The following is a 26,347-nucleotide window of genomic DNA, read 5'->3' on the forward strand; positions in this document are numbered from 1 at the left end:
TTTTAATAGAAATAGATTTTTAAAATTTATTTTCAATTTAAAAAATTGGAAAAATAGGAAAAGTAAGTTTAACCTTTGGAGTTTTTACATTTTTTTATGTAGTCTTCGATGGCTTCGGTTAAGGCCAAATTGGTATATCCTTTTTGAAACTTATATTTTATAGCAGCCATTTGTTTAAATTCAGTATATAGTTCCTGAGATATGTCTGTACCTAACCTACGTTTATCTTTTTGGGTTCCTATGATATTATCTCCTTTATACTTATTTTCGTTGCCCATTTTTTGTAATTTATTATATTTAACTTTTTAGAATCATTCAAATTAAAATTCAGGATTTTTTACATCAAAGTATTTATCAAAAAATAAAGTAAAGAATATAACCTTTTTACATTTAGGGAGTTTAAACATCATTTGTCCATTCATAATAATTTTATATATAAAATACAATTATATTAAAACTTTAAATTGTTAAAAGAGGATTTAAATTGGTTATTTATTTTCGGATTTAATTAATATTTATGATTGGTTTATAAATGTTTTTGTTTTGATAATGATCATAAATAATAAATTATTTATTAACAATAATAATATTAGAGTTTGATTTTTATGGGCTATGTTGTTTGTAAAAAGTGCAGGGGCTACTATGAGCTTCAGGAAGGAGAAAACATCCATGATTTTCTTAGCTGTCAGTGTGGCGGAGAATTAATATATATTGAAAGAATTTTCAGGCTAAAAGATTTAGATAACCATCCAGGGCCAGAAAAAGATGATGAAGATGACGATAAATCTATTAAAACCATTATAGAATCCATAAGGGATTATGATAATGAAAAATCATCAAAGATAGATCATAATAGATCCACAATTACATGGGGAATAGGTTCAAAAAGACATATCCTGGCCATTATAGCCATTATATTTATATTATTGTACTTTTTTACACCTTTTATGGATTTTAATCAGGTAAATTCCATTTCCAGCCAATCCAAACCAGCAGTATCATCTAATAATACTCATCCTGCTGATGAAAAAATAAAATCCCAGGCAGCCCAGTTAATTGAAAAAAGCGGATACTGGTCTATATATCATAGAAAATTAAAGAATGAGCAGGTAAAAAGTGATAATTACATAAGTGGGTTGTGGTATGGGGATGTTGACATTAAAAATAACTCAATCCAAATTTTAAGCTTTAATAATAGCTCTTTTATAGTGCAGTATAAAGCCACTCATCACTGTGCCTACACTCCTGATTCTAATCCAGACAATGATAAATATTTCGATGAAGTTTATCTTTATACAGAAAAGGCTGTTAAAAGCAATGGAGGATGGAAACTTGTAGGGCCAACCAGAGAACCTCAATATATTAAAAATGAATCCTATAAAATACGATATTCCTCATCTACAAAGCAATGGTACCGAGAATTGATAAGTTAATTTTAATTATATTTTTTTGTATATATTAGAAAAATTGAATAACCAAAAAACTTTCGTTAAAGTAGACATTATAAAGAGTAACTATACTGGCAAACAGACAGTTATTGAAATTGCAATTGAATAAATGGCAGATGAATTTATATATTTCAATTATTTTCCTTTTTAATTGCTTAAAACAACATATTATGGCCATATATTAATTAAATAACTGTTTTTTAGGTTTTATTGATTTTTATGCATTAAATTAATATAGTAGTATTTACTATCTAATTTTAATGGAGTAAGACCATTAATAGTAATATAATCAACACAAAAATGGCTATTCAGATTTAATGGTATATTCTACTTCTCGAAATTATTACTTTTTTAGAAGTGGACCATTTACGCAAACACTCATCTTCACTTACAACTAAACACTGGTTTTATTCTGAATGAGGCATGAAGGAGGTGAAAAAACGCATGAATAAACACTTGACGCTTTTATTATTAACAGGAATGGTTCTTTTTATGGCTATGGGTTCTGCAAGTGCAGCAGATACCTACGTAAATGCTACATTAACCACCGGAACTCACACTGGAGAATCATGGGAAAACGCATTTAACACAATACAAGAAGGTATTACTGGCGTAACTAATAACGGAACCGTATTCCTTGCAGCAGGAAACTATAATGGAACAGGAAACAAAGATATAGATGTTTCTAAAAGTTTCACCCTTCAAGGAGCAGGCAAAGAAAATACCATAATTGATGCAGAGAATACAAACAACATACTGGATATTTATGATGGAACAATCACAATAAAAGATTTAACCATTAGAAACGGTTATGAAAGTGGTTGGGGTGGTGCTATCGGTAATTTAGGTACTTTAACCATTATTAACTGTAATTTTGAGAACAACCGGGCAACTATTGGCGGCGGTGCCATTTATACTGGAGAGAATCCTTGGTACCCAGAACAAATAGGTACCTGTAATATTACGGGATGTACTTTCACTGGTAACTCTGCAAGTGGGGATGGTGGTGCAATCTACAACAATCGTGGTACTTTAACAGTAACAGGCAGTACTTTCACCGGTAACACTGTTGATAACAATCTAGACAGTTGTGCTGGTGCTATTTACAATGGATATGGTACTTTAACAGTAAAAGATTGTGTTTTCACTGATAACACTGCAACTGGAGCTGGCGGCGGCGCTATCCTGAATTGGGGTACTTGTACAATAACTGGTAGTATTTTTACTGGTAACACTGCAATGTATGCCGGTGCTATTTACAATCGTGCTTTTACTTCAGAGGGTTCTTTAACTGTAACTGGGTGTAATATCGCTAGTAACTCAGCAAGTTGGGATGGTGGTGTATTCTATAATTGGGGTACATTAATTGCTCATTTCAACCGTATTATTGGTAACACTGCGACTAACTTTGGTAATGCTATCTACAATGCGGGATCTGGTTCAGCAGATGCAGAAAATAACTGGTGGGGAAATAATACCGGTCCAAATACATCAAATCTTTTTGTTGGCCCAGTATATGCTGATCCCTGGCTCGTGCTAAACATATATGCAGACCCCTCCACAATATACACTGGCCAAACATCAACAATCACTGCTAATGTGTATATGGATTCAAACGGCAATAATCACAGTGGTGATGCTGCTCAGTTCTTCTCTGGCCCAAATATAACTCTTACCACCGACCTTGGTACAATTGGAAGTAATTCAATCACTGTTCCATGGGTTTTAGGCCAGGCTGTAAGACCTTTACTGGCTAACGAAGGACCTGGTGTAGCCAATGTTACTGCAGCAGACGTTGAAATAGTCCAAACAACAGTAAATATGCTTCAAGCTCCAGTAACACCATCTAATGAGGTAAATGCAGCAAGCAACACCGTGGAAATGCAGGAAACAGGAATACCAGTTGCAGGGCTGATTCTTGCAGTTCTAGCGGTTTTCAGTGGTTTATTTGCACCAAAAAGAAAATAAATTTTCTTTATTTTTTATTTTTATACTTAAGATAAAATGCATATTATTAAAATCGAAATTTTTAAGGGCAAAAAGACAATTATTAAACCGCTTAATATTTTAAAAAAAGGACATTGAAATAATTATATTTTCTAAATAAATCTAATGAATATATTTTCCATAAATGTTCATTTTAGATAAATTCACATATACCTTTCATTCAGGGATTGTCCATACCATTCTTTAACCCTTCTTGCATCTTTTCAATTTCCTCATTTTGATTTTAATGATAGATTCTGCCAGTGCACGCATTTCCCGATTATCAGAGTTTTTAAAAGCATCTGCGCCATCCTGTGGTGTGGAACCATTTCTTATATAAATGCTCTGTCAAATGGTTTTGCATTTTCAAGCCGGTCCAAATCTGCCTGATCTCCCATCATCCTACTATCCGCTGATGGAACATCTGTGCCGTAAGTTCGCCTGTAAAATTCTCGCATCTGGAAGATTTCCCTGCTTTGATAATCCTTAATGTCTCTTGCTTACTCCTTAATTTCTTGATGCTCTGCCTTTTTTAGGGCAATATCTGCTATAGCTATGGCATCTTCGTGGTGCGGAATCATCTTTTCAATAAAATGACGATTCACGTCTTCCATCATGCCGGAATTGTCATTATTTTCCATTAGTCCATCTCTTAACATAATTAGCCCACTAAAGAGCTTATAAATGCTGCTAATCCAAATAAAATGATTAAAACCAATATTGTTTTTTTCATAAAACACCACTTAAAGTTCTCTTAAAAATTTTTTTTATTCCATGAAATGTTTTTTATGCTTCAACTTCGCTTAGCATCATTGCGTTAAATACTATAAACGGCTTTAAAACTTCAAAACCCGAATATTTCAGGGTATTGACTGCTAAGTTTTTAAGTGCAGTGTTTATGACTTATGTTCTGGATGGGAGTAAAGTACGTTCATTTAAGTCACCACTTGTTTATATTTATGATAAAAATAATTAATATTTATTTGTGGATGAATATTACATAATTAATTAATAACTTGATTTAAAGTTTTTATTAACGGTTCTGGTTATTTTTAAATAGCAAATAATATAATAAAAGTTTAAATAGTGGATAAATAATAAAATCACTTATAAAAAGTCCTGGATGAAGATAGTGCCAATTGGAGGGGTACCATCTGCTGTTTTAACTGCAGTATTCTGTTCAATTGGCATCTAGATGATGTCCACTGCTCAAAAGTCCATTTATCAAATGTTACAGGAGACACACAGATGAACTCTGAATTTTTACAAGATAAAGAAATAATAGTAGCCTCGAACAGAGGACCAGTACTGTTTAAAAGAGATGGAAAGGGGAAACTCGAACTAATAAGAGGATTGGGGGGGATAGTTGGCTCAATGATACCCTTCATGAAAAAAACGCATGCAAAATGGGTTTCTTCCGCAATCGGGGAATGTGATCAATATATAAATGATAAATACAATGGTAAAGTGCCTATACCATTAGAAGACCCTGAATATTATTTGCAATTCATTAAAACAGAAGATGAAATTTTTAACAATTTTAATGGTAAATTTGCAAATCCACTGCTATGGTTTATTCACCACTCCATGTGGAATCCACCATATTCACCATGTGCAGACGAAGAACTGCACCAGGCATGGGATTCATACAAACATGTAAACACCAAGTTTGCAGAAGCAATAGGAGAAGATATTCGTACATCAAATAAGACTCCAATAGTAATGTTACAGGATTATCATATTTATTTAACACCCAAAATGATCAGAAAACAGCATCCAGATGTTCTTATGAGTCAGTTTGTACATATACCATTCCCTGCACCAGAAACATTCCAGCAGCTGCCCAATCACATGCAAATCGAGATATTAGAGGGAATGCTCACGAATGATGTTCTGGGATTCCATATTCCACGTTATATGAACAATTTCTTCCAAACAGTTAAATTCATCCTGCCGAGTGCATTGGTGGATGAAATAAAGGGAGATATTCTGTATGACGGACATATCTGCCATGTAAGGACCTATCCTATCAGTGTTGACATAGAAACCCTTCAGACACTTGCAAAAAGTCCAGATGTCATTGCTAAGGAAGCAGAAGTAGATGAACTGATTGGAGACTGCAAGCTAATCTACAGGACAGATCGAGCAGATTTATCAAAAAATATAATCAGAGGATTCCAGGCTTATGATCTATTCCTTCAAAAATATCCAGAATGGAAAGAAAAAGTTAAATTTGTAGCAACCCTGGTGGCAACAAGACAGGATATAAAAGTTTACAGGGAATACACTGATAATATAAGGGAAATAGTTAAGAAAATCAACGAAAAACACGGAACTGCAAATTGGGAGCCAATTAAATACATCTGCAGGGGAGACTACCACCTTGTAATTGCCCTTTTAAAGAGATATGATGTTTTAATGGTTAACCCTATACTAGATGGAATGAATATCGTGGCCAAAGAAGGGAGCATTGTTAACGAAAATAATGGTGTATTGGTTCTCTCTACTGGAGCAGGATGTTATGAAGAGTTAAAAGATGGAGCAATTTGCATAAATCCATACGATCTAAGACAGACAGCTGAATCAATCGACATGGCCCTATTAATGGATGAAAAAACCAAGGCAGAGATGATTAAAGAAGCAAGGGCAGCCATAGAACAGAATGATCTAAACAGGTGGATATCTGATCAACTAAAAGACATTGAAACTGTAATGTACGAAAGACAGGCACTTAAATCAGGAAAACCTGAGGAAGCTCGTTTTGAAATGAATTAGGTGTGATTTGAAGATAGCTTCCCGATATCTTCAAATTTTAATATATATTAAATTTAAAATAATAATAATGATTTTAATGGATAGGTGTTCCCAATTCAACTTCATGATTTCTTAAAAAAAGCCGAAAAGGAAAAGGCTTTGCCAAAAGTTATTGCCTATAACAGAATTGATGGTCCAGGATCCAGTTTAGATTTAAGCGAATTCCAGCAGACATTCTGGAAATTACCAGATATCCCCGAAAAAGATGATCCACGAAGAAAATGGACGCAAACTCTTCCAAGAACAGTGGGTATAACTATAGATACAGGAACTAAAATAGAGGCTCATCCATTTGACCCAGACCTTATAGGTGTAAAATCAATTGAATATAAAACAGAAGTCTCAGCAGTTCCAGGTGAAGTAACTCCAGTAAAAGAGAACTGGCTACTTAAAATACTTGAAATATTTAACCTTAAAGGAGTTATGTTTGTTTTAAAGAATCTGAGAGAAGGTATACAATCTTCAGGACTCGGGGGATCATCAACTGCAGCAATCGGCGTTTGTATACTTGCAAATGAATTAGCAGGACGCCCATTTAACAATATACAATTGATTTCTTTAGCTTCTCGTATTGAACAGGGTTTTGGAGTAAGTATCACAGGAACACAGGAACAGTCCAATGTTATTTTTGGGGGAGTAACTGATTATGTCTGGTTTCCATGGGGAATACCGGGACGTCCGGATACTGGTTACGGTGAATCTTTAAGATTTGAACTCATAAAACCAGAAGATTACAATCTTTTAGAGGATAGAACAGCTATTTTTCATTCTGGCCACCCTCGACGCAGTTCTGATGTGAATTTAGCATGGAGAAACGCCCTTCTAACTGAAACAGGATATGGATTACATTCTAAGAAAATTAAGGTGGCTTATGAGTTTCGGGAGGGATTAAGACTTAAAAAATGGGATCATGTCCTTGAATCAATAGATAAATACCGAAAAATACGAACAAAACTATGTGAAGATTACATGGATAGCTCCAGGGATATGCTGGAACGAGCTAAGAGCTGCAACTGCACAGCTTTCCCTTTGGGCGCTGGTGGAGGGGGAGGAGTCCTCATATTTTCTCCTGAACCCGAATCTCTAGAAAAATTACGTGAGGATCTTGAGGGTATTTACCGCGAAATACCATTTAAAATACGATCCAGAGGCCATGAAATTAGTAATGTATAGTTTGTAGGAATTAATTTATTTTAAACTATAAATAGAAGAGTTATAGCTAAATGCTTTATTTGATAAGATTAATTAGTTTTTTAGCTTCATTTTTTTATAATAATTTTCATGCAGTGTTCTATGTTTTTATGGGATTTAAAATGAAAATATTTTTCAATATTATGCCATACCCTTGTCATTTAAAACTCTTTAATAAATATTAAAACTTTTTCTTATTAATATGCCTTGAATTAGCACTTCTTTGAGGATATGTTACACAAAATATAAATAATAATGAGAATCAATAATACACATAAAAGAATGGGGATATTGACCGACAATATTAAGTTATGATTCAATATTACATCTGCTGTGCTCAATTAACATTCTTAAATACAATTTATATATTCTATCCCCCAATAAGGCATAAAGAGAGGGAAAAGAATAAATCGAGGTATTTAAAGCGCCGTTTTTAGTACAATGATATATGGTACTTGATTATGATCTATGCAGAATCAAGTACAGCTCTAAATCCGGGTTAGAATCCACGAATGTATGGGAAATATCTATTCGTAATCTCGTTTTTTATTCTAAAAACCATCATAAGATGAAACTATCAACCGAATATGAGTTGATTTTAATGGGTTACCTGGTTTGTAAAAGATGTAATGGCTACTATGAGCTTTTAAAAGGCGAATCTCCAGATGATTATGAACGATGTCAATGTGGCGGGAAATTAAAATACGTTCTATACCTCAATTCAGATATTGACTGTAAATATCATAATTGTTATAATAACACCAAAGTTTGCCCTAAATGTGGAAAAGATAATATAAAAACAGTGCAGATCTGTGTTTTCTGTGGCCATAACTTTGAAAATAAAGAAAAATCAATATCTCCACTTGTTGTAGTTGCCGCGATTTTAATTGGGATATTACTGGTTTTAATACCCATTTTGGCTTTATAATTACTAATTGTAAATATAAAACATTCGTTTGCAATATACTTGATATGTATAATTTTTGTAGCTTATAAAATAGTTTCATTCAATCGAAAAAAATATTTTAAATACTTTTACTATGAATTAAGATAATTAAGGCCTTTTTATTCTTTAATAACGTGAAACTTTAATATTTTATAAGGGCTAGTGTTTTTTGCATGGAATTAGATATTTATAAAATTATTTAGTAGTAAATTTTTTGCATTACTTTTCTGTTACATTGCCAGTATATTTTTTTCATTTTTATTAAAAAACCATAATAATTATTAATAATATATTATATATTATTACTGGCTATTAAGTAATAGCCATTATTAGTAAAGGGATCTTTGAAAATTTAAATAATATTCATAAAAATAGCATTTAAAATTAAAAATAACGATAGTAAATGTAGTTATAACTGATTAAACCAGTAATAATCCCTAATTACAAAATCAAATAGCATCTATAAAAATTACAATTAAAATGAAACCTAAATTTTTATTCAGGTTTTAGATGAGGCTCAGTGAATATTCTTTAGTTAAAATTCAGTTAGAAAATAAATAAAATTATAATTGCATTTAAATAGGTTATTTGGTTTTAGATGGGTTTTTAAGAGTGTTAAGACAATTTTCAGAACCTGCAATTTATTGTGGTTTGTCCCTTTAAAAATTCACTGTAAATGGGGGTGAAAAAAGAAATGATAACAAAAAAACACATGATATTTCTCCTATTGGTAGGATTAGTAGCCATGATGGCTATAAGTTCTGTTAGTGCAGCTGACACAGTTAAATATGTAAATGGCTCTGTTGTTACTTCAGGAGATGGAAATACATGGAGCACAGCATATAAAACTATACGGGAAGGTATTAATAATGTAGCTAATGGTGGAACTGTAAACATAGCACCAGGAACTTACACAGGAACGGGGAACAAAGATATAACTGTCAATAAAAACGTTACCATTAAAGGAACAGGCGAAAACAATACCATAATCGACCCAAAAAGAAAAGGCAGAGCATTTAACATTACTCCAGGCAATAATGTCACTATACAGGATTTAACTATCAAAAATGGAAATGCAAATGAAGGTGGCGCAATCTTAAATAAGGGTAATTTAACCGTAAAAAGAGTTACATTCAAAAATAACAAAGCAAGATTTGGTGGTGCAATTGCCAATTTAGGAAATGCCACAATTACTGGAAGCACCTTCAAAAATAACAATGCAAGATTAGGAGGCGCAATCTACAATACTGGAATTGGATCCAAATTATCTATTAAGTACAGCAGAATTCTAGATAACTCTCCAAAAGACATCTATGTGGACTCTGGTACTGTAGATGCTCGTTATAATTGGTGGGGTACTAATTTCAGCAGAACAAACCCGTTATTTGCTGGGAGAATCGCAAAGAATAGATATAATTCACCAGTTGTTTATTATGACCCATGGCTTATTCTAAGAATCAAAGCAGATCCAAATTCAATTTATACAGGCGGATCCAGTACAATCACCGCTGATCTATACACAGATTCTGCAGGTGGAAACCATAAGGCTAATTCTACATTGTATCCACCAGAAATACCAGTTAGATTCACCACAGACCTTGGTAGTATTGGAAGCCATATCGAAAATACAGTCTTAAAGTATGGAATCGCTAGCGTTACTTTAAGTGCTGGTCATCAGACAGGCATAGCCCATATTACTGCTAGAGTGGATAATCAATTGGTCCGTTTAGGTGTAACTATACGTAGAACTAGAGATCCTTGGCGAGGACATTCGCTGTATAGATGCTGTGATATTAATGGAGCAGCAGGTGGAAATGAAGGCAGGGAATTGTGTAGGAACATCCATTGGAGGTTTAATAACAACAACTGGAGACATACACTTAACCATCGAAGGTTTAATAACATCCGATGGAGGTTTAATAACAACCAAAGATTCACTACCCGTCTGTGAACCGATTTCAATGTCATAGATCTTGGAGTATCTGTCACTTCATAGTACTGTTCCGCGGCTAAAGTATCTATGAAAAGACAGGACTACCAATAAAATACTTAGTAATGGTGTTTAATTGGTTTAAGTGGTTTAGTGGTTCTAAACAATTGATATTTTCTTTTTTCTTTTTTTAAATTTTAGGCCAGAAAATGTACTTAAAAATAACTATTTTTTCCTTTTAAACCTATTTCTTGCTCGGATAATTCCAAGCACCACAAAACCGATTATGATTGCAATTATAATGCCATAAATTACTCCAAATCCCACAATGAGTATAGCGTTAATCACTCCATTTATAAAACTGCTAATCGCATCAACTATGGAAGATAGGACATCTAAAAGTATCATATTAATATATTCTAATTTTAATTTAATATAATTGGTGAATCTCTTAACCTTTAAAAATAGATAATAGATCCTACAAATTTTTAAGATAGTAACCTTTAAAAGTACTAAAAATAAACATTATAATAATATTATACAAAATCTGAGTGAATTGCTTATATTAATTAAGCAGCCAGATAAATGCCATTTAACCCAAATAAATCATTATTTGTTTTTAAATATGTAATTTAAATGGATTTATTAAATAAAAACTGGTTTCACTTTTTTAAAATGAAATTTTTGGAGTTGATTTTTACGTTAGAAATTACAAATTATACTCCCATAATGGCCACTTGTCTGGGTGTTGTTATGGGTTTAGCGTCCAGTGAGTTAAGTAACTGGCGTAAGGATAGGAAATCTAAAAGAAGGAAGATAAATTCAACACGTACTTTAATTTCAATTGAAAATGAGAGAAATTTAGAGCTTCTTAAGGATTTCTGGTACAAATTAAATAAGACAGATCTTGATGAATCAAAGATTGATCTTGCACATAGATTGATTAAAATGCCAATGCCTTCATGGAATGAAACAATGTGGGAAAAACAGGCTTCTTTACTGGCAATAACTTTTAGTGATAAGGAAATTATCGCGGTTTCATCATTTAATAACTGTTTAGATATCTTAAGGTCAATTTATTCAAAACTTGTTGATTTGGATACTAAAGATAGGGAATATAACAGTACATATGCTGCAAGTGGGGCTGAATTATCCTCCATTCCACGCTCTAACCGTTTTAAGGAGGAGGCACCAGGCCTATGGGATGAATTTGAAGAAATTGCAGTAAATTTGATTGAAAAAGGTAATCCTTTAAATAAAAATAAGAAATAGATAACTCTCAAAGAATAAAGGTAAAAGAGGAATTATTTCTCTAATTTTTTTCTATGTAACTCCTTTATCGCTTACTTTTATTTGATGTATTGCAGGGGCACTGTCTTTAGCACCATTGTTTACGATTAATATAAGCTTATATATTCCTGATTTATCTGGAGTAAAACTTGGACTAGCAGCTGTAGAGTCATCAAGAGTGTCTGTACTTCCTGGTGGCGTTTCCATTATTCATTTATATTCTTTTAATGGATTTCCAGAAGGATCTACAATGCTGCTTCCATCAAGAGTTAATTGGTTCTCTACTTTTCCTTTTGTTTCAGCATTTATTTGGGCAAATGGTTTATTATCCAGCCCACGGGAACTTAAATTTTTTGACCTTGAATAAATACGAAATTTCACAAAACCTTTTTTTATATAATCGCCCAATAAATTAACAGATAGTTTATTGGGAGATTTATTATGAAAACAGTGAAAATAATGCCCTGCCTGGATATGAAGGAGGGGCGCGTTGTAAAAGGAGTTCATTTTGTAGATCTAAAAGATGCAGGAGACCCCATAGAAAATGCAGCCCTGTACCAGGAAGAAGGCGCTGACGAACTGGCCATGCTGGATATAGCTGCAACACTTGAAAACAGAAAAACCCGCCTTGAATGGGTGAAGGGAGTATCATCAGTCATCGATATACCACTAACTGTAGGTGGGGGAATCGCAACACTGGAAGATATTGAATTAACCCTGGATGCAGGTGCAGATAAGGTATCAATTAACAGTGCAGCAGTAAAAAAACCCGAAATAGTGAAAGATGCAGTTAAAGAATTCGGTTCTCAGTATTTAACCATTGCAATTGACGGATGCAGAAATGAAAAGATGCCCTCAGGATTTGAAGTTGTGGTTGCTGGAGGTACCAAACCTGCAGGAATAGATGCGGTCCAATGGGCCGCCGAGTGCGAAGAGATGGGTGCTGGAGTTATTCTACCTACAAGTATGGACGGCGATGGGACGCAGGCGGGCTACGACCTGGAATATACCAGAGCCATTTCTGATGCTGTTAATCTGCCGGTTATTGCATCTGGAGGTGCCGGAAAGCTTTCAGATTTTTATGATGCAGTAGAAAAAGGTGGAGCTGAAATACTACTTGCTGCTTCAGTCTTCCATTACCGTACTTTCAGCGTGAAGCAGGTTAAAGAATATTTACATGGTAAAGGAATTGATGTTTTACGTTGAACCTTTAAAGGTTCATAATTTAATTTTTTTAATAATTACAGGCGATTTTAATAATAGATATTCATATTTGATGGGATAATGAAGAAATTTTTCTTTTATAACCAGAATGCTTGACAAACCCGTATCTGCATAAAGCGGCAGAAATCGCCAAGAATACAATGAATCTGTAAATGTTGATGGTAAAGGGCTAAAAAGGAAATAATGGTCTTTTATAACTTTTAGATGAATTAAATGAAGATTTATCAATTGAAAATAAAAAGTGTCTGATTTGCGGAGGTCATGGTGCTGTTTCCTTACTTTCAGAAAACATGCTGGAAATTTATGGATAAATAGAGAATTACAAATCTGGAAAATGAATTTATTATGGATGTTGAAATGTTAAATTATAAATTTTAAAACAAATTCTTCCTTATTCAGAGTATTATTTCGTAGAACTTTTATTTTTGTCCCATATTATGGAATATTATGTTAAAATTAGACTGATTATTGAGAAATTATATGCATCAAAAATCAAAAAACATAAAAATTTCTCTATTTACTAGGAGCTCCCTGATTTTTATAAAATTTAAGATTTTAAAGCATAATGGCTATTGATAAAATTTCACAGAGGGCTTTTTTGCATGTAAAACTCTAATTTTACTTAGAATTTTAAGACATAAGTACTTAAATAAGGAGATTTAATTGAAAAACATATGAAAATCCAGTTTTTACAATTTCAGCGGCCTATAAATCTAAATGTATCTGGAAAAATAGCGTTATCAGTTATGGTCAATGAGGTTTAAAAGATGGAAAAAAGAAACAGAATTATATTAGGGGCTGTATTGATTCTTGTTTTTTTAGTTGTGGCTGCAGCATCTATTTATTTAATTAATACAGAAAAAAGTAATTTAAATGTTGATAATGTTAATGATAGGGATGTAGGTACTGATAATTCAGACCAGAATGCTATAGATAATGGTTCAAATACTTCTGATGATACTAAAAAGAGTTCTGATGTTCCTAAATCATCTAAAATTCTTGGAAGTACTGATTATGGCAGAGTAACTGTGGAGGGGCCTTTTGGTAATTCAAATTCTCCAGTTAGAATCGCTGTTATAGTTGGTGTGCATCCTCTCGAGTCCAGCTCACATAAAGCAATGGTGGAGTCAATAAAAAGTAGTGATAAATCATTAAATTACTGTTACTATATTTACAGGGTTACTGTTACTCAAAATGCAGGGGATTATGATAAAGGAAGGATGAATGGGCAGTTACTTGCCAATAAATTTGTTGTACCCCACGTAATTGGGGGAAATTATAATTTAGCTTTAGATATACACTCTAATCGGGGAAACTATAAAGAAAAGTGGTTTGTATTCGCTCCATTAGAAGATGGCAGGTCTAAATCAATTGCACTTAAATTAAAGGAAGGATTACCTGGTTTTGTATATTATAATCCTCCTTCTCAAACAAGCCCTAAATATGTAACAATTCCAATAATTAATGGTGGAACTCCTGCTGTTGTATATGAAACATATCTTTATGAATCATATGGTGATACATTGAGATATGCTAAGGCTTATTTAAGTGCTGTTGAAAATTTGAAGCTGTAAATAGTGAAGACTTATTTAAATCTTTTTTGTCTTTCACTTTTTTAACTTAATTATAATACTTACTAATTATAAAGTAATACATGCTTAATGATTTTTTAATAAAACGGGGTGAATTCATGAAGCATGTGCTTGTAATATATGAGATTGAAGATTATAAAAAATGGAAGCGTATTTATGACGACAACACAGCTAATCGTAAAATTAATGGTTCTAAAGAAGCATACATCTATCGTAACGAAGATAATCACCTTGAATTAGCAGTCATATACAGCTGGGATGATCTGGATAACGCTCGAAAGTACTTCGCAAGTGAAGATTTCAAAAATAAAATGTTTGCTGCGGGGGTTCATGGAGAACCTGAAATTCGTTACATTGAAGAAATAGAAAGGACAATAGCTTAAAAAACAGGAATCAATCCTTTGCTGTTTCCTGTAATGCATTCTCCACCTTTAGGAGTTACTATAAACGTATTTTCAATTCCAACCATTCCAATGTCTTTAATACCTCTTTTAGGTTCAATTGCAAAGACCATCCCTTCTTGCAGCGGTTCAGTAAATCTTTCTGCTATTACTGGAAGTTCATCGATTAATAGACCTATCCCGTGGCCCAGAAACTTAACTCTACGTTTACCGAAGCCCATAAAGTTCCTTTTAAAGTCATCATCAAGATTATCCATTATTGATCTGTAAATCTCAGAAGGCAGAGAGCCGGGTTTTAACATGGAAGCAATTTCATCTTGTATTTCCACACACTTCTTGTGGGCATCTATTGCATATTGGGGGAGGGAACGCCCAAACATGTATGTAACGGTTTTATCTGTATTATAACCTTCAACTCCACATCCAATATCAATATATACAAGATCTCCCTTCTTCAGTTTCCTGTCGCGGCTTCCAAGAAGAGGTACAGCAGGACTTAATCCTCTGGTGCCGCTTGCACCATCAAAATATGTTGGATAAATTGAACTATCACCAAAACCAACATGTCCAAGTATCATCTCGGTATCGAACATACCAAAACGGGTTATTCCGTGATGTCCTTCTTCCACCATAATTTTATAAAGCTCAGCCCCCAAATCTGCTTCGCTCATTCCTTCATTAAATAATCCTGTTGCAATATACTCCAGCACGTGCTGATGGATCTTACCGGATTCTCTCATTAATTGGAGCTCATATTCACTTTTCACAGCCCTGACTGCAGCAATGGTAGTATCGGCTGGTTTAAAATTCTTAAATGGGAAATGTTTCTGGAATCTCTTATAAAAAGCCAGCGGAACCACTTCAGTTTCAAGATATACCGTTTCTGGAAGTTTATCTGTATCTTTTGCTGCATCACGGAAGCTGTTCATATGTTCTATTTTTTCAAATAAAGATTCATCCAGAGCTCTTTGATAACTTCGCCGTACCCAAAATGTTGCTTCACCATCCCTGGGAATAATCAGCATCCCATCCTGCATGGTCCCTGTAAAATAATATTGATTTATTTTGCTGAAGATGGCCGTAATTTCCCAATCAGGATTTGATATGTCCATCTGCATCCTAAAACATTTCATACGGTTTTTAAGTTCATTTAAAGGTACTTTATTCATTTATCCATACTCTCCTGAATATTTTAAAAGTGTAACCTTGAGTATAGTAGATGCAGCATAATATATAAACAATTAAGATTATTATATACCTGATCTGAAGGTTATGGATAGAATTGCAAATTATTTTTGTTTAAAAGCTGTTTTAAGAATGGATAGTAATGAATTAAAATTCACCCCCAATACAAAATCTCCAACAATATTAAAAAATCTGGACGAATCACTGGCTATCTGTCGTATCTTTTTCCAGTGATGATGATGAATTCAACAGGATCGATGAAAATTTCCCGCACAACTCATGAGCATATCTTGACTGTAGATGTATGCAAATATATGTCTGTTATTATAAACTGCGAAATAATAGAACGTCTCAAAGAGAAAAAATTACCTCGTAGATTTTGTCCTGTTCAAAGTTGCTGGGATGAACATGAGTTAGCTCCAGAAATCGATGAAATGCATTAGGATTATTTAAATAAAAAAATTCTCCAGAAATGGAAGGGAGAGGATACGTTGTAAAATCATTGTAAGCAGCTCTATGGGCATTTTTCAGGAGAAAACCTTTGGGGAATGTTGCTTAATAGCGTTTAATCTTGGAAATGAATCCGATATGATTATATGGCCATATAACAGGTTTTTATTGTATTAAAGACAATATTGCAAGTAAATAGATGAATAAACTGACTAAAATGGACATAATCATAATTTATGTTGATGGATTACTTCAATTATTCTAAATATTTTTATTTTTTTTACTTTTCCATGATATTAATCTCTGACCTCTTGAGTTAGTGTAAAACACATTATTCTGCGATTTTATATTGGCTTGAATTTCAAGTACAAAAATTATTTAAATTAATAAAGACATATATATGGATAATAATATTTTTGATTTTATTCTAAAAATCAGGCTTTGGAATTTTGACATTCTGATGTTAGGGAAATATAACATGGAAATAAGGACATTGGAACATTTAATGGATATTTTAATGCTTTTTAATTAGTTAAGGAGGGATGAGAGTTTATGGACTTAGAAGAACTTAATAATAAGAAAAAGGATCTTTTAGGGCAGATTAATGCATATGAAGAGCTTCAATCAGGATTGGAATACATAGAGAGGTATAACAGGGAAAATTATACTAACGAAAAACTAAAAGTGTATACCACTGCATATGAGCCCCATCTTGAAGAAATAACAGAATCTAATGTGGCAGATATACTGAAACGATTAACTGATAATCTGTTAAAAGTATCTGAAGAGATCAACCATATTAAAATGTCATCAAAATGACATCTTTAAATAGTTAATGGGAAGATTATTGTGAAACGTGATTAGAAAATTGAAGAGATATTGGGAATTTTAGATTTCATTCTTCAATAACATCTGTCACTTTCATACCAATTTTTCTTTTTTCTCCAGCCGCACCCTTAATTTTGCCTCTTACTTCAAGATATTCTCCACCTTTAAGATCAAGAAATTCAACCACTGTATTTGGTATTTTAACATACATGCCCTCGTCTCTCATTTCTGTTTTTACCAGTATTTTTTTAGTTTTTCTTTCTAAATCCATATTCATCACCATGAACCGTTTACAGTCTAAGTCAATTATTATATTTGTTTATTGTTATATTTTAAATCTTCATTTTAAAAATTCAATCTCTTATATGAATTAAATATGCTTATCCGGTTTTATTTATCTTAATTACTTAATTGCATAGTGTATGTTATCTAAACAGTGAATATATAATCCTTAAGGGAGTTAACCAAAATTTCAAGAATTATTATTAAATATTTAGACTATTCCTAATTAAGAAAAAAACCATCATCAAATCCCAACAAAAGTAAAATATTTTTTTTTGGTTAATTAAATAGTAAGATCAAGCCATAAAGAACTTTATCACTAAAATCATGGTGAAAATGGATTATGAGGCATAATGATGCATTTTAATTATTATACCTAAATAAACTATTAGACTATGTGGATATAAAATCCATATATATTTTGAATATATATTTAGACCTTTAAAATATTCAAAAAATAAATATAATATTATATTTATTTGTGAATGGCATAAAAAAAATATATTTATAAGCATTTATAATTTAATTATAAATAATGGCATTAATTAGGTTGCAGTGAATTGAGAGTTAATTTTAATTATATTTATTGAATTTGACTAATTGAGTTAATATATCCTGTATAATTCGGGAGATTGAAGATCATGACAGATAAAACTAAACAAAAAATAATGGACACTGCATTAAAAATTTTTGCAGAAAGAGGATATACCGGTGCAACAACCAAGGCTTTAGCTGAAGAAGCAGGTTTCAGCGAAATGACATTGTTCAGGAAATTTAAAAGCAAAGAAAATCTTTTTAACATGGTTCTCCTTCAAAACAGGGAGAAAATTATAAATGATCTTGATTCAATCTTCATATTTGAAGATATACAAGACCCGAGGGATTTCCTGAAATCCTTTATAGAAGGCGTTATTGATTTAATTGATAGGAATTTTGAATGTATTAGTATTTTAGTTCAGGGAAATCCAGAAATATTTCCAGTAATGAAGGGATCAAATAGTATTTTTTTCTCTAAAATGGGAGAAAATATGGCAAATTTAAAAATCTTTCAAAACAGCAATATAGATCTCAAATTTTTTGCCTTTAATTTAATTACTTTTTCCTATTTCATTGTTCTAGATAAATATAGGGGGCAAAATTCTCTTAACAGAGACGAATTGATAAAAGAATTCATTAATTGTTCTGCTAAATACTTTGAATTGAAATAAAATACTTCATTACACAACCAAGAGAAAGATGAATAATATTTATAGGATAAACCTGGAATTATGGGGTAAATTAGCGATGCCCATAATTCAGAAGACTAAAAATAAACTAAGAAGATCAAAGATTATTTGGAAGATAAGAAAAGGATAAAGTATGGTAATGGAGATAATAGAACTGTATTTAAAGTATTTGTAAAAAAATAATAATTATTCAAACTGTTTTAAATAGCTATTTTTAATTTTTTCATATTCTTCTTCTGTAATCGCACCCAAATCCAGTAGTTCTTTCGCTTTTTTTATTTCTTCAAAGAAATCTGTTTTTTTAAGTTCGGTATAGCTCTCTTTAGTATCTTTAGATAAATCCAGCTCTTCATCCGCATTATCATCAGTTTCTTGGGATACTTCTAATAAATCTGTCTCTTCGGGAGATTTTTCATGTTCAACTTCGTTATTTACAGTAATTTCTTTTATATCTTCTTCAGCTACTTCGGCTGGAGTATCCTTTAAGTATTTTCCACATCCAATGCAGAATCTGGAATTTTCCGCATTTTCAGTCTGGCAGTCAGGGCAAATAATTGATTTGGATTTAATTTCTTTTATCTCTACTTTATTTTCTTTTTTTAATTTATTTCCACAGCTAATACAGAATTTAGAGGATTCAAAATTCATGGCTCCACATTTGGGGCAAGAAATTTCCTTTTTATTTGGTGTTCCCAATTTCACGGGGGTTCTGGATTTTATGGGGGGTTTATAAACATCTGAAGATGATTTTTTATCTGGTTCTATACCTTTTCTTTTTAATTCAAGCCTTCTCTTTATTTCTTCATTTGAAACCATGATTTTTCACCTCTTCCTTAGTCACTTGGAGATCTATAAATGTGTTAAATGAATGCATAATTTGGTTTATGTTATTTTATTTATATAACTTATTCTTAAGATTCAATTTCCAAATAGTAATAAGAATTAAAGTATAAAATAAGATTAAATGTGTAATTATATCTCAAAAAAAGATATTAGCAATAATTAAAAATTCAATGTAAAATTAGGCTAAAAATAATAATCTATCCAACCCTAAAAAGTTTGAGGTTGGATAGGAATAATTCATTAAGGAGCTAAATAACCTTAATACAGGTATTTTAGGCTCCAGCACCCCTTAAAGGGCCTGTTTTCATTTCAATCATCATCGGCTTTGGTAATTCAATGCCAATAGTTTCTTTTATGACATCTTCCACAGTTTCAACCAGAATGAATTCTAATTCATCTTTGACATCTTCTGGAATGTCATCTAAATCCTTTTCATTATCTTTTGGCAGGATCACACGTTTTATTCCAGCACGATGGGCTGCAAGAACTTTCTCTTTTATCCCGCCAACTGGTAAAACTGCTCCTCTAAGTGAGATTTCACCGGTCATTGCCAGCTTTGGATCCACTTCTTGGCCGGTTACAAGAGATGCTATGGTGGTTAATAGCGCTACTCCTGCAGATGGTCCGTCTTTTGGAATTGCACCAGATGGAACGTGAATGTGTAAATCCTTTTTGTCAAATTCAACATGTTTCATGTTAAAGGCAAGCCTTGAGCGGATGAGTGACTGTGAAATCTTTGCAGATTCTTTCATTACATCGCCCAGTTGACCGGTTAGGGTTAATTTCCCTGTTCCGGGCATGAAGGCACCTTCAATGAACAGTATGTCTCCACCTACAGGTGTCCATGCAAGACCTGTTACAACTCCTGGAGGGTTGTTTTTACCTGCTTGCTGGTATGGGATGAGTTCATGACCTAAAATGTCATATAACATATCTTCTTTAATTACATATGGTAATTCCACTTTTCCCAGCACGATTTTTTCTGAAGCAACTCTGGCAACCGCAGATAACTGGCGTTTAAGTCCTCTTACTCCTGCTTCTCTGGTATATTTTTCGATAATGGCTTTTATTGCATCATCTTCAATTTGAATCTGGCTTTCATCTAATCCATTGTCTTCAAGTACCAGGTCTACTAGGTGATTTCTGGCAATATGGAATTTTTCATGGCTGGTGTAACTACCAATTTCAATGACTTCCATACGGTCTCTCAGCGGTCCTGGAATACCTCTTATGTCATTTGCTGTTGCAATGAAGAATACATCAGATAAATCGTATGGAACTTCTAAGTAATGGTCTGAAAAGGTGTTATTTTGTTCAGGGTCTAATACTTCCAGTAATGCGCTTGCTGGATCACCACTATAGGATGCCATTAGTTTATCCACTTCATCCAAGATGAATACAGGATTTCTCTCACCAGCACGTTTCATCCCCTGAATAATACGGCCAGGTAATGCACCTAAGTAGGTTCTTCTGTGCCCCCTAATTTCAGATTCGTCTTTAACACCACCAAGACTAATTCTAACATATTTTCTTTTCAGTGCTTCAGCGATACTTCTTCCTAAGCTTGTTTTACCTGTTCCTGGAGGCCCTACAAGTAATAAGATAGATCCCTGTTTGTTTTGTTTTAGCTTCATCACTGTCATGTGCTGAATAATTCTATCTTTAACTTTATCAAGTCCATAGTGCTGTTCATCCAGTAATTTCCTTGCAGCTTCGATATCTATGTCTCTAACTTTACTTGGACCCCATGGAAGGTTTACCAGCAGTTCAAGATAGTTTCTGATTACATTTTCTTCTGAACTGTGAGGCCCCTGCCTTTCCAGCTTATCCACTTCTTCTAATGCCACTTTTTTAACATCTTCGGGCATATTCGCTGCTTCAATTAATTCCCTGTAATCTTTCTTACCTGTACCTCCTTCTACTTCATTTAATTCTTCTTTAATGGCTTTAAGCTGCTCTTTAAGCATGACTTCTCTGTTTCTTTTGTTCATTTCTTCGTTGAATTTAGCAGCCATCTCCATCTGTAATTTTATTGATTCCTTTTGTTCAATTAGAATGTCCAGGAATTTTAGACTTTTTTCTTTTAGTGAACGCATTTCCAGTAATTCCTGTTTTTCTGGAACAGGTATTCTTACATACTGGAATACATAGGCAATAATCTTTGTGAGGTCCTTTTGTTTATTTACATGTTCAACATAAGCTTTTGAGCCTTTAAAGTTTTCACTGATTTCTGATACTAAGTCTTTTATATTATCGATTATTTCTTGTTGATCCTGTGGATCTAAATCAATTATATCAGGGATTAGGTTGTAGGTTGCCCTGTAATTTCTACCATCAGGGATAAATTCTTCTATTTTTGCTCTTTCTATAATTTCAACGTTTATATGGTAAAAATGCTTATGCTGTTTGACTTTGTTAATTTTGATGAGTGTCCCTGTTTTGTATAAATCTTCATCTATGTATAATGATTCATCTTCTATTTCCTTAACAGCAACGGCAATGCCGTAGAAATCATCTCTGGCCACCCTGTTGTAGAGTTCGCCGCCAGTTTTTTTATCAATTTTAAGATTCATGTTAGTTTTATGTAATAAGACAGTATCTGGAATGACTACTACAGATAATTCTTTATTAACGTTCATTTCATTCATATTATCACTTTTGGGTTTGGATAATTTGCTTAATTTTCTGGGTAATCTTTTGAATTTAATAATAATGGTTTATAGAGCTTATTCACTCTTTTCAGTTTTATTGCATTTGGATAAAACGCAGCCAAATAAAAAATCAATCTTTTGTTTGTGATTTATCATTTCAGTTTTGTTGAATGTGTAGTAAATGTAGTTGCCCTTTTTTTCTGCTCTGAGAATCTTTGCGGTTTTCAGTATTTTCAGATGTTGTGATGCTGCTGGCTGGGTTAACCCCATTATTTGTGCCATTTGGGTAACACTAACCTTTTCTAATTCTCCTGACGTCATTTTATAAATTAATAACAGGCGATTAATGTTGCTGAGGGCCTTGAATAGTTCTTCTAATTCTTCAGATAAATCACAGCAATATTCAGATTTTATCCTCAACATGGCTATAGGTATATAAGAATATACTTATATACTTTTCTACTTCATGAAGAAATTTTTTTAATTATTTAAAAGATACAATGCAAAATAGCTAATAATGATTCAAATTAAATAAAAAATGAATTTAATTATTTAAATGTTATAAATTACCCGTAATGTCTTTTAAATTCATAAAAAATTTTTTATATGCACTTTTTAATGTAAGGAAAGGTGACTAATATCCAATAAATATAATAATAAATACTTATAAAGTATTATATAATATATAGTTGGGGTGAATCCATGCATTATGTTCTTGTAAGACATAAAATTAAAGATTATGATAAATGGAAACGTATTTACGATGAAAACATGGAAAATCGTAAAAATAACGGTTCTAAAGGGGGTCATGTTCTTAAGGGAACAGATGATCCCGATGAAATTGTGATTTTATTTGAATGGGATGATCTGGATAATGCAAGGAAATTTTACAGATCAGAGGAAACACGAAAAAGAATGGAAAAAGCAGGAGTTGAAAATCCTGAAATCCACTATCTGGAAGGCATAGGAAAAACAACAGCCTAATCTAAAGTATATCATTCACTATAGCAGCTAACATGATTTTCCTTGCAGATGTTTATTAAATGTCTGGAAGATATGAAAAGGCTTGATTCTGACTTAAATTGCTTTCCCAGGTAAGAATGTTTTTCAATTCCATAAATTATAATGCCAACAATCTTATTTTGGTTATTTATAACTGGACCTCCGCTGTAACCTTTAGCTGTAGGGGCACTTGTTTGATAATAAACTGTACCTTTGATATTGGGCTTTGTGGCAGTTAGAAAACCAGATGATGAAGAGGGGGTTAAAGAATTTTTCACTGAATTATGCATCCTTACATTGCCAGGATAACCATAAATACGAAGGGTGTCGCCTATAATTGGCTTTTTAGAAGTAATTTCAAGTGTGGGTAAATTTTTAACTGGATCTATTTTCAAAAGAGCCATATCTTCATTTTTATCTGGATCCCCCACATCAATTATATGAGCATTATAAGGATGGATAGAATTAATACCTGCAGAAGGAGGTAATTTGACTTTAATAACCTGTTTAGCTGATTTTGCATTCATTAGGTTTTTTTGTCTAAGATATGTCATTACCATGTCTATATCTGCTACATCATGATATTGGGGGTTTTCAGTGCTGTTATGGATTAACTGATTTCCTAATTGGGGATTAATATGCGAGATGTAGTCATTTACAGCTGCTTTTTCTAAATAATATATTGTATCATAATTTTCCATCTTTTTGGCCTTATTTTGTTCACTGGAAGTCTTAGGATCTCCAATAACATGAAAAGCAGTTATTATATAGCCATCGCTGGTTATAATTACTCCCGAACCTGTACAAAGGGGATAATAATCAATTTCGATTTGGGAAGTTTTATTTAAAAAGGGATCTGTAATTGTAACAATGCCTGACACTCCATTTTCGATATAAACGGTTGAAGTTGAGGGGTCATTTGAAAAAGAGTCATTATTATTATAATTGAATAATGTAACTCCAGATATAGTAATTAAAATAGTAACAAATATCAATATTACTTTTTTATTTGGTGTCATTCTGCCCCTCATTATTAATAAAAAATATAATATTATTATTAACTATGTGGGAACAGAAATTTAATATTTTCTCTTTTAAAATTCTTACAAATTTATAGATGTATTTAATAGCTTTAAAAAGTGAACATATCTAAATGGATTATTTTATAATTAAAGAAAAATTGATTTATATTTAAATAAATTGGTTTTAAGCAAAAAAAATTAAAGGAGAGGAGATTTTAAGATACTCCTCCAGCCCCTCCCAGATTTTTCCCTGTTTTGGCGCTGATATGTATTTCTCCCACTGTATTTCCGTTATATATGACAGGTACGATGTAAATATCTTCACCGTCTATTTTACTTAATTTTGCTTTACCTGCCTTTGCTCCTGGTTCTTCAATGTATTTTTGAGCTATTTTTTGAGCTTCTTCTTTGGATATCTGATTGGTACTGGGAGTTGCACTATTTTTAGCAACTGAACTCTTTTTTTCAGTATTAACGGATTTGTCACTGGAACTATTATTGGTCCCATCCCCATATGCCGCAAATACAAGGCCAACTGCAGCAATTATTGCAATTAGCCCAATTATTGATTTTTTAATCATTTTTACTACCTCTTAATTGTACTCATTTATTTAGTGATTCATTGGTATTAGAAAGGTAATGATGCATATGTACCTTTTAATGTGCATGTTTTTATATTCCAGTTTTTTATAACACCAAATGTATTGCTGTTACTTGTTGCATCTGCTGAATACCATTTACCGTCCACCCATACATTTGCATAGACGTGGCCGTATACGTTACCGCTTGTAAATCTAGCGCTCACATATACATATTTTGCAGGTATTCCTGCAGCTCTTAAAAGAGCGATTAAAAGATGTGTATGGTCACAACAGTTTGCACTCTTTGAAGTAAGTGTGCCTAATGCACCTTTTTTGGTGTTATAATAGAATGAATAGCTTGTTCTATCCCTTACATAGTTGAAAATTGCTACTGCTTTAGCATATGTTGATGTTTTTCCTTTGGTTAGTGTTGCAGCTGTGTTTTTTATTGTTTGAGAAGTTACTTCACAATATCTGGTTTGTACAAGATAAGACTGTAAACTTGCAGTTGTAACTCCACCCGCTGCCATTGGTTCATCATTCGATACATTAGTTCCTATTAATGCTTTATCATTCTCATTGAATTGTTCGAGGTAATCGGTCAATTGTGAATCATTGGAATTTTCTTTTTCTATATAAGGATCTGCCTGAATATTCGATTTGGTAGTATTTTTATTACATGAATTGAATTGTATCTTATTTTGATTCTGAATATTTCCTGAATTAGTTGAATTTTCAATGGTTTCTTTATCGGTTTCAACTGATTTTTCAATGTTTTCTGTTTTGTTTGTAATTTTTGAATAGAAAACCCTTTTAGGTTTTTCTTCTTTTATTGCTTTTTTGTTTGTTTTAAAAGTTTTTTTGTGTTTTTTTGATTTTTTAAAACCAATTTCATCAGCCTTTTTTTGCGTTCTGGCTGAATGTTTTGAAATATTTGAATTATTTACTTCATTATTTATATTTTGCACATAATCTGTATTATCAACCTTTTTATGCGCATCACCTACTTCTGATGCGTTTACACCAGCTATGCCAGTCATTGATATGCTGGCAGCTAATAGGACTGTAAATAACAGTTTTTTCGAAATTATACCGCCTCCGATTCCCTATGGTAAAAATACCCTTTAAGGGTATTTTTCGGGGATAGGGCATAATTTGACATTATCATATTTAAACCTTTTGGTTAAAATTTAAAAAAAAGGCACTTATATTGCTCTTTTTGGGATTTAGGGCATGCTGTGTGGATATCTATTATTGGTATTTTGGAGGAGCTTTCTCAGTTAATATTTTTAATCAATTGAGTTATTTAAAACATTATTCTGCAAAAAAAGGCATAATCACAGTCATTTCAATATAAGTATCAACGCTCTACTCATCAAATAATGCTTAATAATGGTTTATTAAAGTAACTACTCGCTTTAAATGATTTTAATAAAAAGGTTGTATGTAATATAT

The 26,347-nt window shown here is 32.6% G+C and carries 28 protein-coding genes; 14 read left to right on the forward strand and 14 right to left on the reverse strand.

Annotated features, from left to right (window positions below; translation table 11 throughout):
- Positions 1–68 precede the first annotated feature (68 nt).
- Positions 69–278, reverse strand: a complete 210-nt coding sequence (locus QMD61_00765) for a hypothetical protein (protein ID MDI6723156.1) — start codon at positions 276–278, stop codon at positions 69–71.
- A 327-nt stretch (positions 279–605) separates the two neighbouring features.
- Between QMD61_00765 and QMD61_00770 the strand changes: the two genes are divergently transcribed.
- The gene (locus tag QMD61_00770; protein MDI6723157.1) at positions 606–1,433 is read left to right on the forward strand and encodes a hypothetical protein; all 828 of its coding nucleotides are present in this window, start codon (positions 606–608) and stop codon (positions 1,431–1,433) included.
- 459 nt (positions 1,434–1,892) lie between these two features.
- A complete protein-coding gene (locus tag QMD61_00775; protein ID MDI6723158.1) occupies positions 1,893–3,416 on the forward strand; it encodes a hypothetical protein in 1,524 nt (507 codons plus the stop codon).
- 350 nt (positions 3,417–3,766) lie between these two features.
- On the opposite strand, the gene QMD61_00780 is transcribed toward QMD61_00775, so the two are convergent.
- Positions 3,767–3,892, reverse strand: a complete 126-nt coding sequence (locus QMD61_00780) for a hypothetical protein (protein MDI6723159.1) — start codon at positions 3,890–3,892, stop codon at positions 3,767–3,769.
- Between the two features lie 42 nt (positions 3,893–3,934).
- On the reverse strand, positions 3,935–4,093 hold the full coding sequence (locus QMD61_00785) for a DUF305 domain-containing protein (GenBank protein ID MDI6723160.1): 159 nt from the start codon (positions 4,091–4,093) through the stop codon (positions 3,935–3,937).
- A 589-nt stretch (positions 4,094–4,682) separates the two neighbouring features.
- Here QMD61_00785 and QMD61_00790 point away from each other — a divergent pair.
- The 4 genes from QMD61_00790 to QMD61_00805 all read left to right on the forward strand — a co-directional run bounded on the left by QMD61_00790 (position 4,683) and on the right by QMD61_00805 (position 10,336).
- On the forward strand, positions 4,683–6,209 hold the full coding sequence (locus QMD61_00790) for a trehalose-6-phosphate synthase (protein MDI6723161.1): 1,527 nt from the start codon (positions 4,683–4,685) through the stop codon (positions 6,207–6,209).
- Between the two features lie 84 nt (positions 6,210–6,293).
- Complete coding sequence (locus QMD61_00795) at positions 6,294–7,421, forward strand: GHMP kinase (protein MDI6723162.1); 1,128 nt, start codon at positions 6,294–6,296, stop codon at positions 7,419–7,421.
- A gap of 466 nt (positions 7,422–7,887) precedes the next feature.
- Positions 7,888–8,367, forward strand: a complete 480-nt coding sequence (locus tag QMD61_00800; GenBank protein MDI6723163.1) for a hypothetical protein — start codon at positions 7,888–7,890, stop codon at positions 8,365–8,367.
- A 712-nt stretch (positions 8,368–9,079) separates the two neighbouring features.
- Positions 9,080–10,336 carry a hypothetical protein gene (locus QMD61_00805; GenBank protein MDI6723164.1) on the forward strand — a complete coding sequence of 419 codons (1,257 nt, stop codon included), beginning with the start codon at positions 9,080–9,082 and terminating at the stop codon, positions 10,334–10,336.
- A gap of 204 nt (positions 10,337–10,540) precedes the next feature.
- Here the strand turns inward: QMD61_00805 and QMD61_00810 are convergent, their stop codons facing one another.
- Positions 10,541–10,723, reverse strand: coding sequence for a hypothetical protein (locus QMD61_00810; GenBank protein ID MDI6723165.1), 183 nt, complete (start codon positions 10,721–10,723; stop codon positions 10,541–10,543).
- A gap of 345 nt (positions 10,724–11,068) precedes the next feature.
- Here QMD61_00810 and QMD61_00815 point away from each other — a divergent pair, with 345 nt between their 5' ends.
- Positions 11,069–11,587, forward strand: a complete 519-nt coding sequence (locus tag QMD61_00815; protein MDI6723166.1) for a hypothetical protein — start codon at positions 11,069–11,071, stop codon at positions 11,585–11,587.
- Positions 11,588–11,638: 51 nt separating this feature from the next.
- Here the strand turns inward: QMD61_00815 and QMD61_00820 are convergent, their stop codons facing one another.
- A complete protein-coding gene (locus QMD61_00820; GenBank protein MDI6723167.1) occupies positions 11,639–11,812 on the reverse strand; it encodes a hypothetical protein in 174 nt (57 codons plus the stop codon).
- 3 nt (positions 11,813–11,815) lie between these two features.
- Positions 11,816–11,986, reverse strand: coding sequence for a hypothetical protein (locus QMD61_00825; protein ID MDI6723168.1), 171 nt, complete (start codon positions 11,984–11,986; stop codon positions 11,816–11,818).
- Between the two features lie 60 nt (positions 11,987–12,046).
- Here QMD61_00825 and hisF point away from each other — a divergent pair, with 60 nt between their 5' ends.
- The 3 genes from hisF to QMD61_00840 all read left to right on the forward strand — a co-directional run bounded on the left by hisF (position 12,047) and on the right by QMD61_00840 (position 14,804).
- Complete coding sequence (hisF, locus tag QMD61_00830) at positions 12,047–12,811, forward strand: imidazole glycerol phosphate synthase subunit HisF (GenBank protein MDI6723169.1); 765 nt, start codon at positions 12,047–12,049, stop codon at positions 12,809–12,811.
- Positions 12,812–13,596: 785 nt separating this feature from the next.
- On the forward strand, positions 13,597–14,403 hold the full coding sequence (locus QMD61_00835) for a hypothetical protein (protein ID MDI6723170.1): 807 nt from the start codon (positions 13,597–13,599) through the stop codon (positions 14,401–14,403).
- Between the two features lie 116 nt (positions 14,404–14,519).
- Positions 14,520–14,804, forward strand: coding sequence for a cyclase (locus tag QMD61_00840; protein ID MDI6723171.1), 285 nt, complete (start codon positions 14,520–14,522; stop codon positions 14,802–14,804).
- Here the strand turns inward: QMD61_00840 and QMD61_00845 are convergent.
- On the reverse strand, positions 14,801–15,991 hold the full coding sequence (locus QMD61_00845) for a Xaa-Pro peptidase family protein (GenBank protein ID MDI6723172.1): 1,191 nt from the start codon (positions 15,989–15,991) through the stop codon (positions 14,801–14,803). The genes QMD61_00840 and QMD61_00845 overlap by 4 nt on opposite strands.
- A gap of 255 nt (positions 15,992–16,246) precedes the next feature.
- On the opposite strand from QMD61_00845, the gene QMD61_00850 reads away from it, so the two are divergent.
- Both QMD61_00850 and QMD61_00855 read left to right on the forward strand, forming a co-directional pair.
- Positions 16,247–16,450 (forward strand): hypothetical protein, encoded by a 204-nt coding sequence (locus QMD61_00850; protein MDI6723173.1) that lies wholly within the window; start codon positions 16,247–16,249, stop codon positions 16,448–16,450.
- A gap of 559 nt (positions 16,451–17,009) precedes the next feature.
- Positions 17,010–17,276 (forward strand): hypothetical protein, encoded by a 267-nt coding sequence (locus QMD61_00855; protein MDI6723174.1) that lies wholly within the window; start codon positions 17,010–17,012, stop codon positions 17,274–17,276.
- 76 nt (positions 17,277–17,352) lie between these two features.
- Here QMD61_00855 and QMD61_00860 read toward each other — a convergent pair whose 3' ends face one another.
- Positions 17,353–17,556 carry a hypothetical protein gene (locus tag QMD61_00860; GenBank protein MDI6723175.1) on the reverse strand — a complete coding sequence of 68 codons (204 nt, stop codon included), beginning with the start codon at positions 17,554–17,556 and terminating at the stop codon, positions 17,353–17,355.
- 652 nt (positions 17,557–18,208) lie between these two features.
- Here QMD61_00860 and QMD61_00865 point away from each other — a divergent pair.
- Complete coding sequence (locus QMD61_00865) at positions 18,209–18,775, forward strand: TetR/AcrR family transcriptional regulator (protein MDI6723176.1); 567 nt, start codon at positions 18,209–18,211, stop codon at positions 18,773–18,775.
- Positions 18,776–18,979: 204 nt separating this feature from the next.
- Here the strand turns inward: QMD61_00865 and QMD61_00870 are convergent, their stop codons facing one another.
- The 3 genes from QMD61_00870 to QMD61_00880 form a co-directional block, all read right to left on the reverse strand.
- On the reverse strand, positions 18,980–19,609 hold the full coding sequence (locus QMD61_00870) for a zinc ribbon domain-containing protein (GenBank protein ID MDI6723177.1): 630 nt from the start codon (positions 19,607–19,609) through the stop codon (positions 18,980–18,982).
- Positions 19,610–19,908: 299 nt separating this feature from the next.
- The gene (lon, locus tag QMD61_00875; protein MDI6723178.1) at positions 19,909–22,284 is read right to left on the reverse strand and encodes an endopeptidase La; all 2,376 of its coding nucleotides are present in this window, start codon (positions 22,282–22,284) and stop codon (positions 19,909–19,911) included.
- Positions 22,285–22,362: 78 nt separating this feature from the next.
- Positions 22,363–22,710, reverse strand: a complete 348-nt coding sequence (locus tag QMD61_00880) for a metalloregulator ArsR/SmtB family transcription factor (GenBank protein MDI6723179.1) — start codon at positions 22,708–22,710, stop codon at positions 22,363–22,365.
- 279 nt (positions 22,711–22,989) lie between these two features.
- Here QMD61_00880 and QMD61_00885 point away from each other — a divergent pair, with 279 nt between their 5' ends.
- On the forward strand, positions 22,990–23,271 hold the full coding sequence (locus tag QMD61_00885; protein ID MDI6723180.1) for a cyclase: 282 nt from the start codon (positions 22,990–22,992) through the stop codon (positions 23,269–23,271).
- An 11-nt stretch (positions 23,272–23,282) separates the two neighbouring features.
- Here QMD61_00885 and QMD61_00890 read toward each other — a convergent pair whose 3' ends face one another.
- From QMD61_00890 to QMD61_00900, 3 genes are all read right to left on the reverse strand, one after another.
- The gene (locus tag QMD61_00890; GenBank protein MDI6723181.1) at positions 23,283–24,308 is read right to left on the reverse strand and encodes a trypsin-like peptidase domain-containing protein; all 1,026 of its coding nucleotides are present in this window, start codon (positions 24,306–24,308) and stop codon (positions 23,283–23,285) included.
- Positions 24,309–24,526: 218 nt separating this feature from the next.
- Positions 24,527–24,892 carry a PepSY domain-containing protein gene (locus tag QMD61_00895; protein MDI6723182.1) on the reverse strand — a complete coding sequence of 122 codons (366 nt, stop codon included), beginning with the start codon at positions 24,890–24,892 and terminating at the stop codon, positions 24,527–24,529.
- 47 nt (positions 24,893–24,939) lie between these two features.
- Positions 24,940–25,932 carry a transglutaminase-like domain-containing protein gene (locus tag QMD61_00900; protein MDI6723183.1) on the reverse strand — a complete coding sequence of 331 codons (993 nt, stop codon included), beginning with the start codon at positions 25,930–25,932 and terminating at the stop codon, positions 24,940–24,942.
- Between the last annotated feature and the right edge of the window lie 415 nt (positions 25,933–26,347).

Origin of the sequence: Methanobacterium sp., from assembly GCA_030017655.1 — an archaeon.
GTDB lineage: Archaea > Methanobacteriota > Methanobacteria > Methanobacteriales > Methanobacteriaceae > Methanobacterium_D.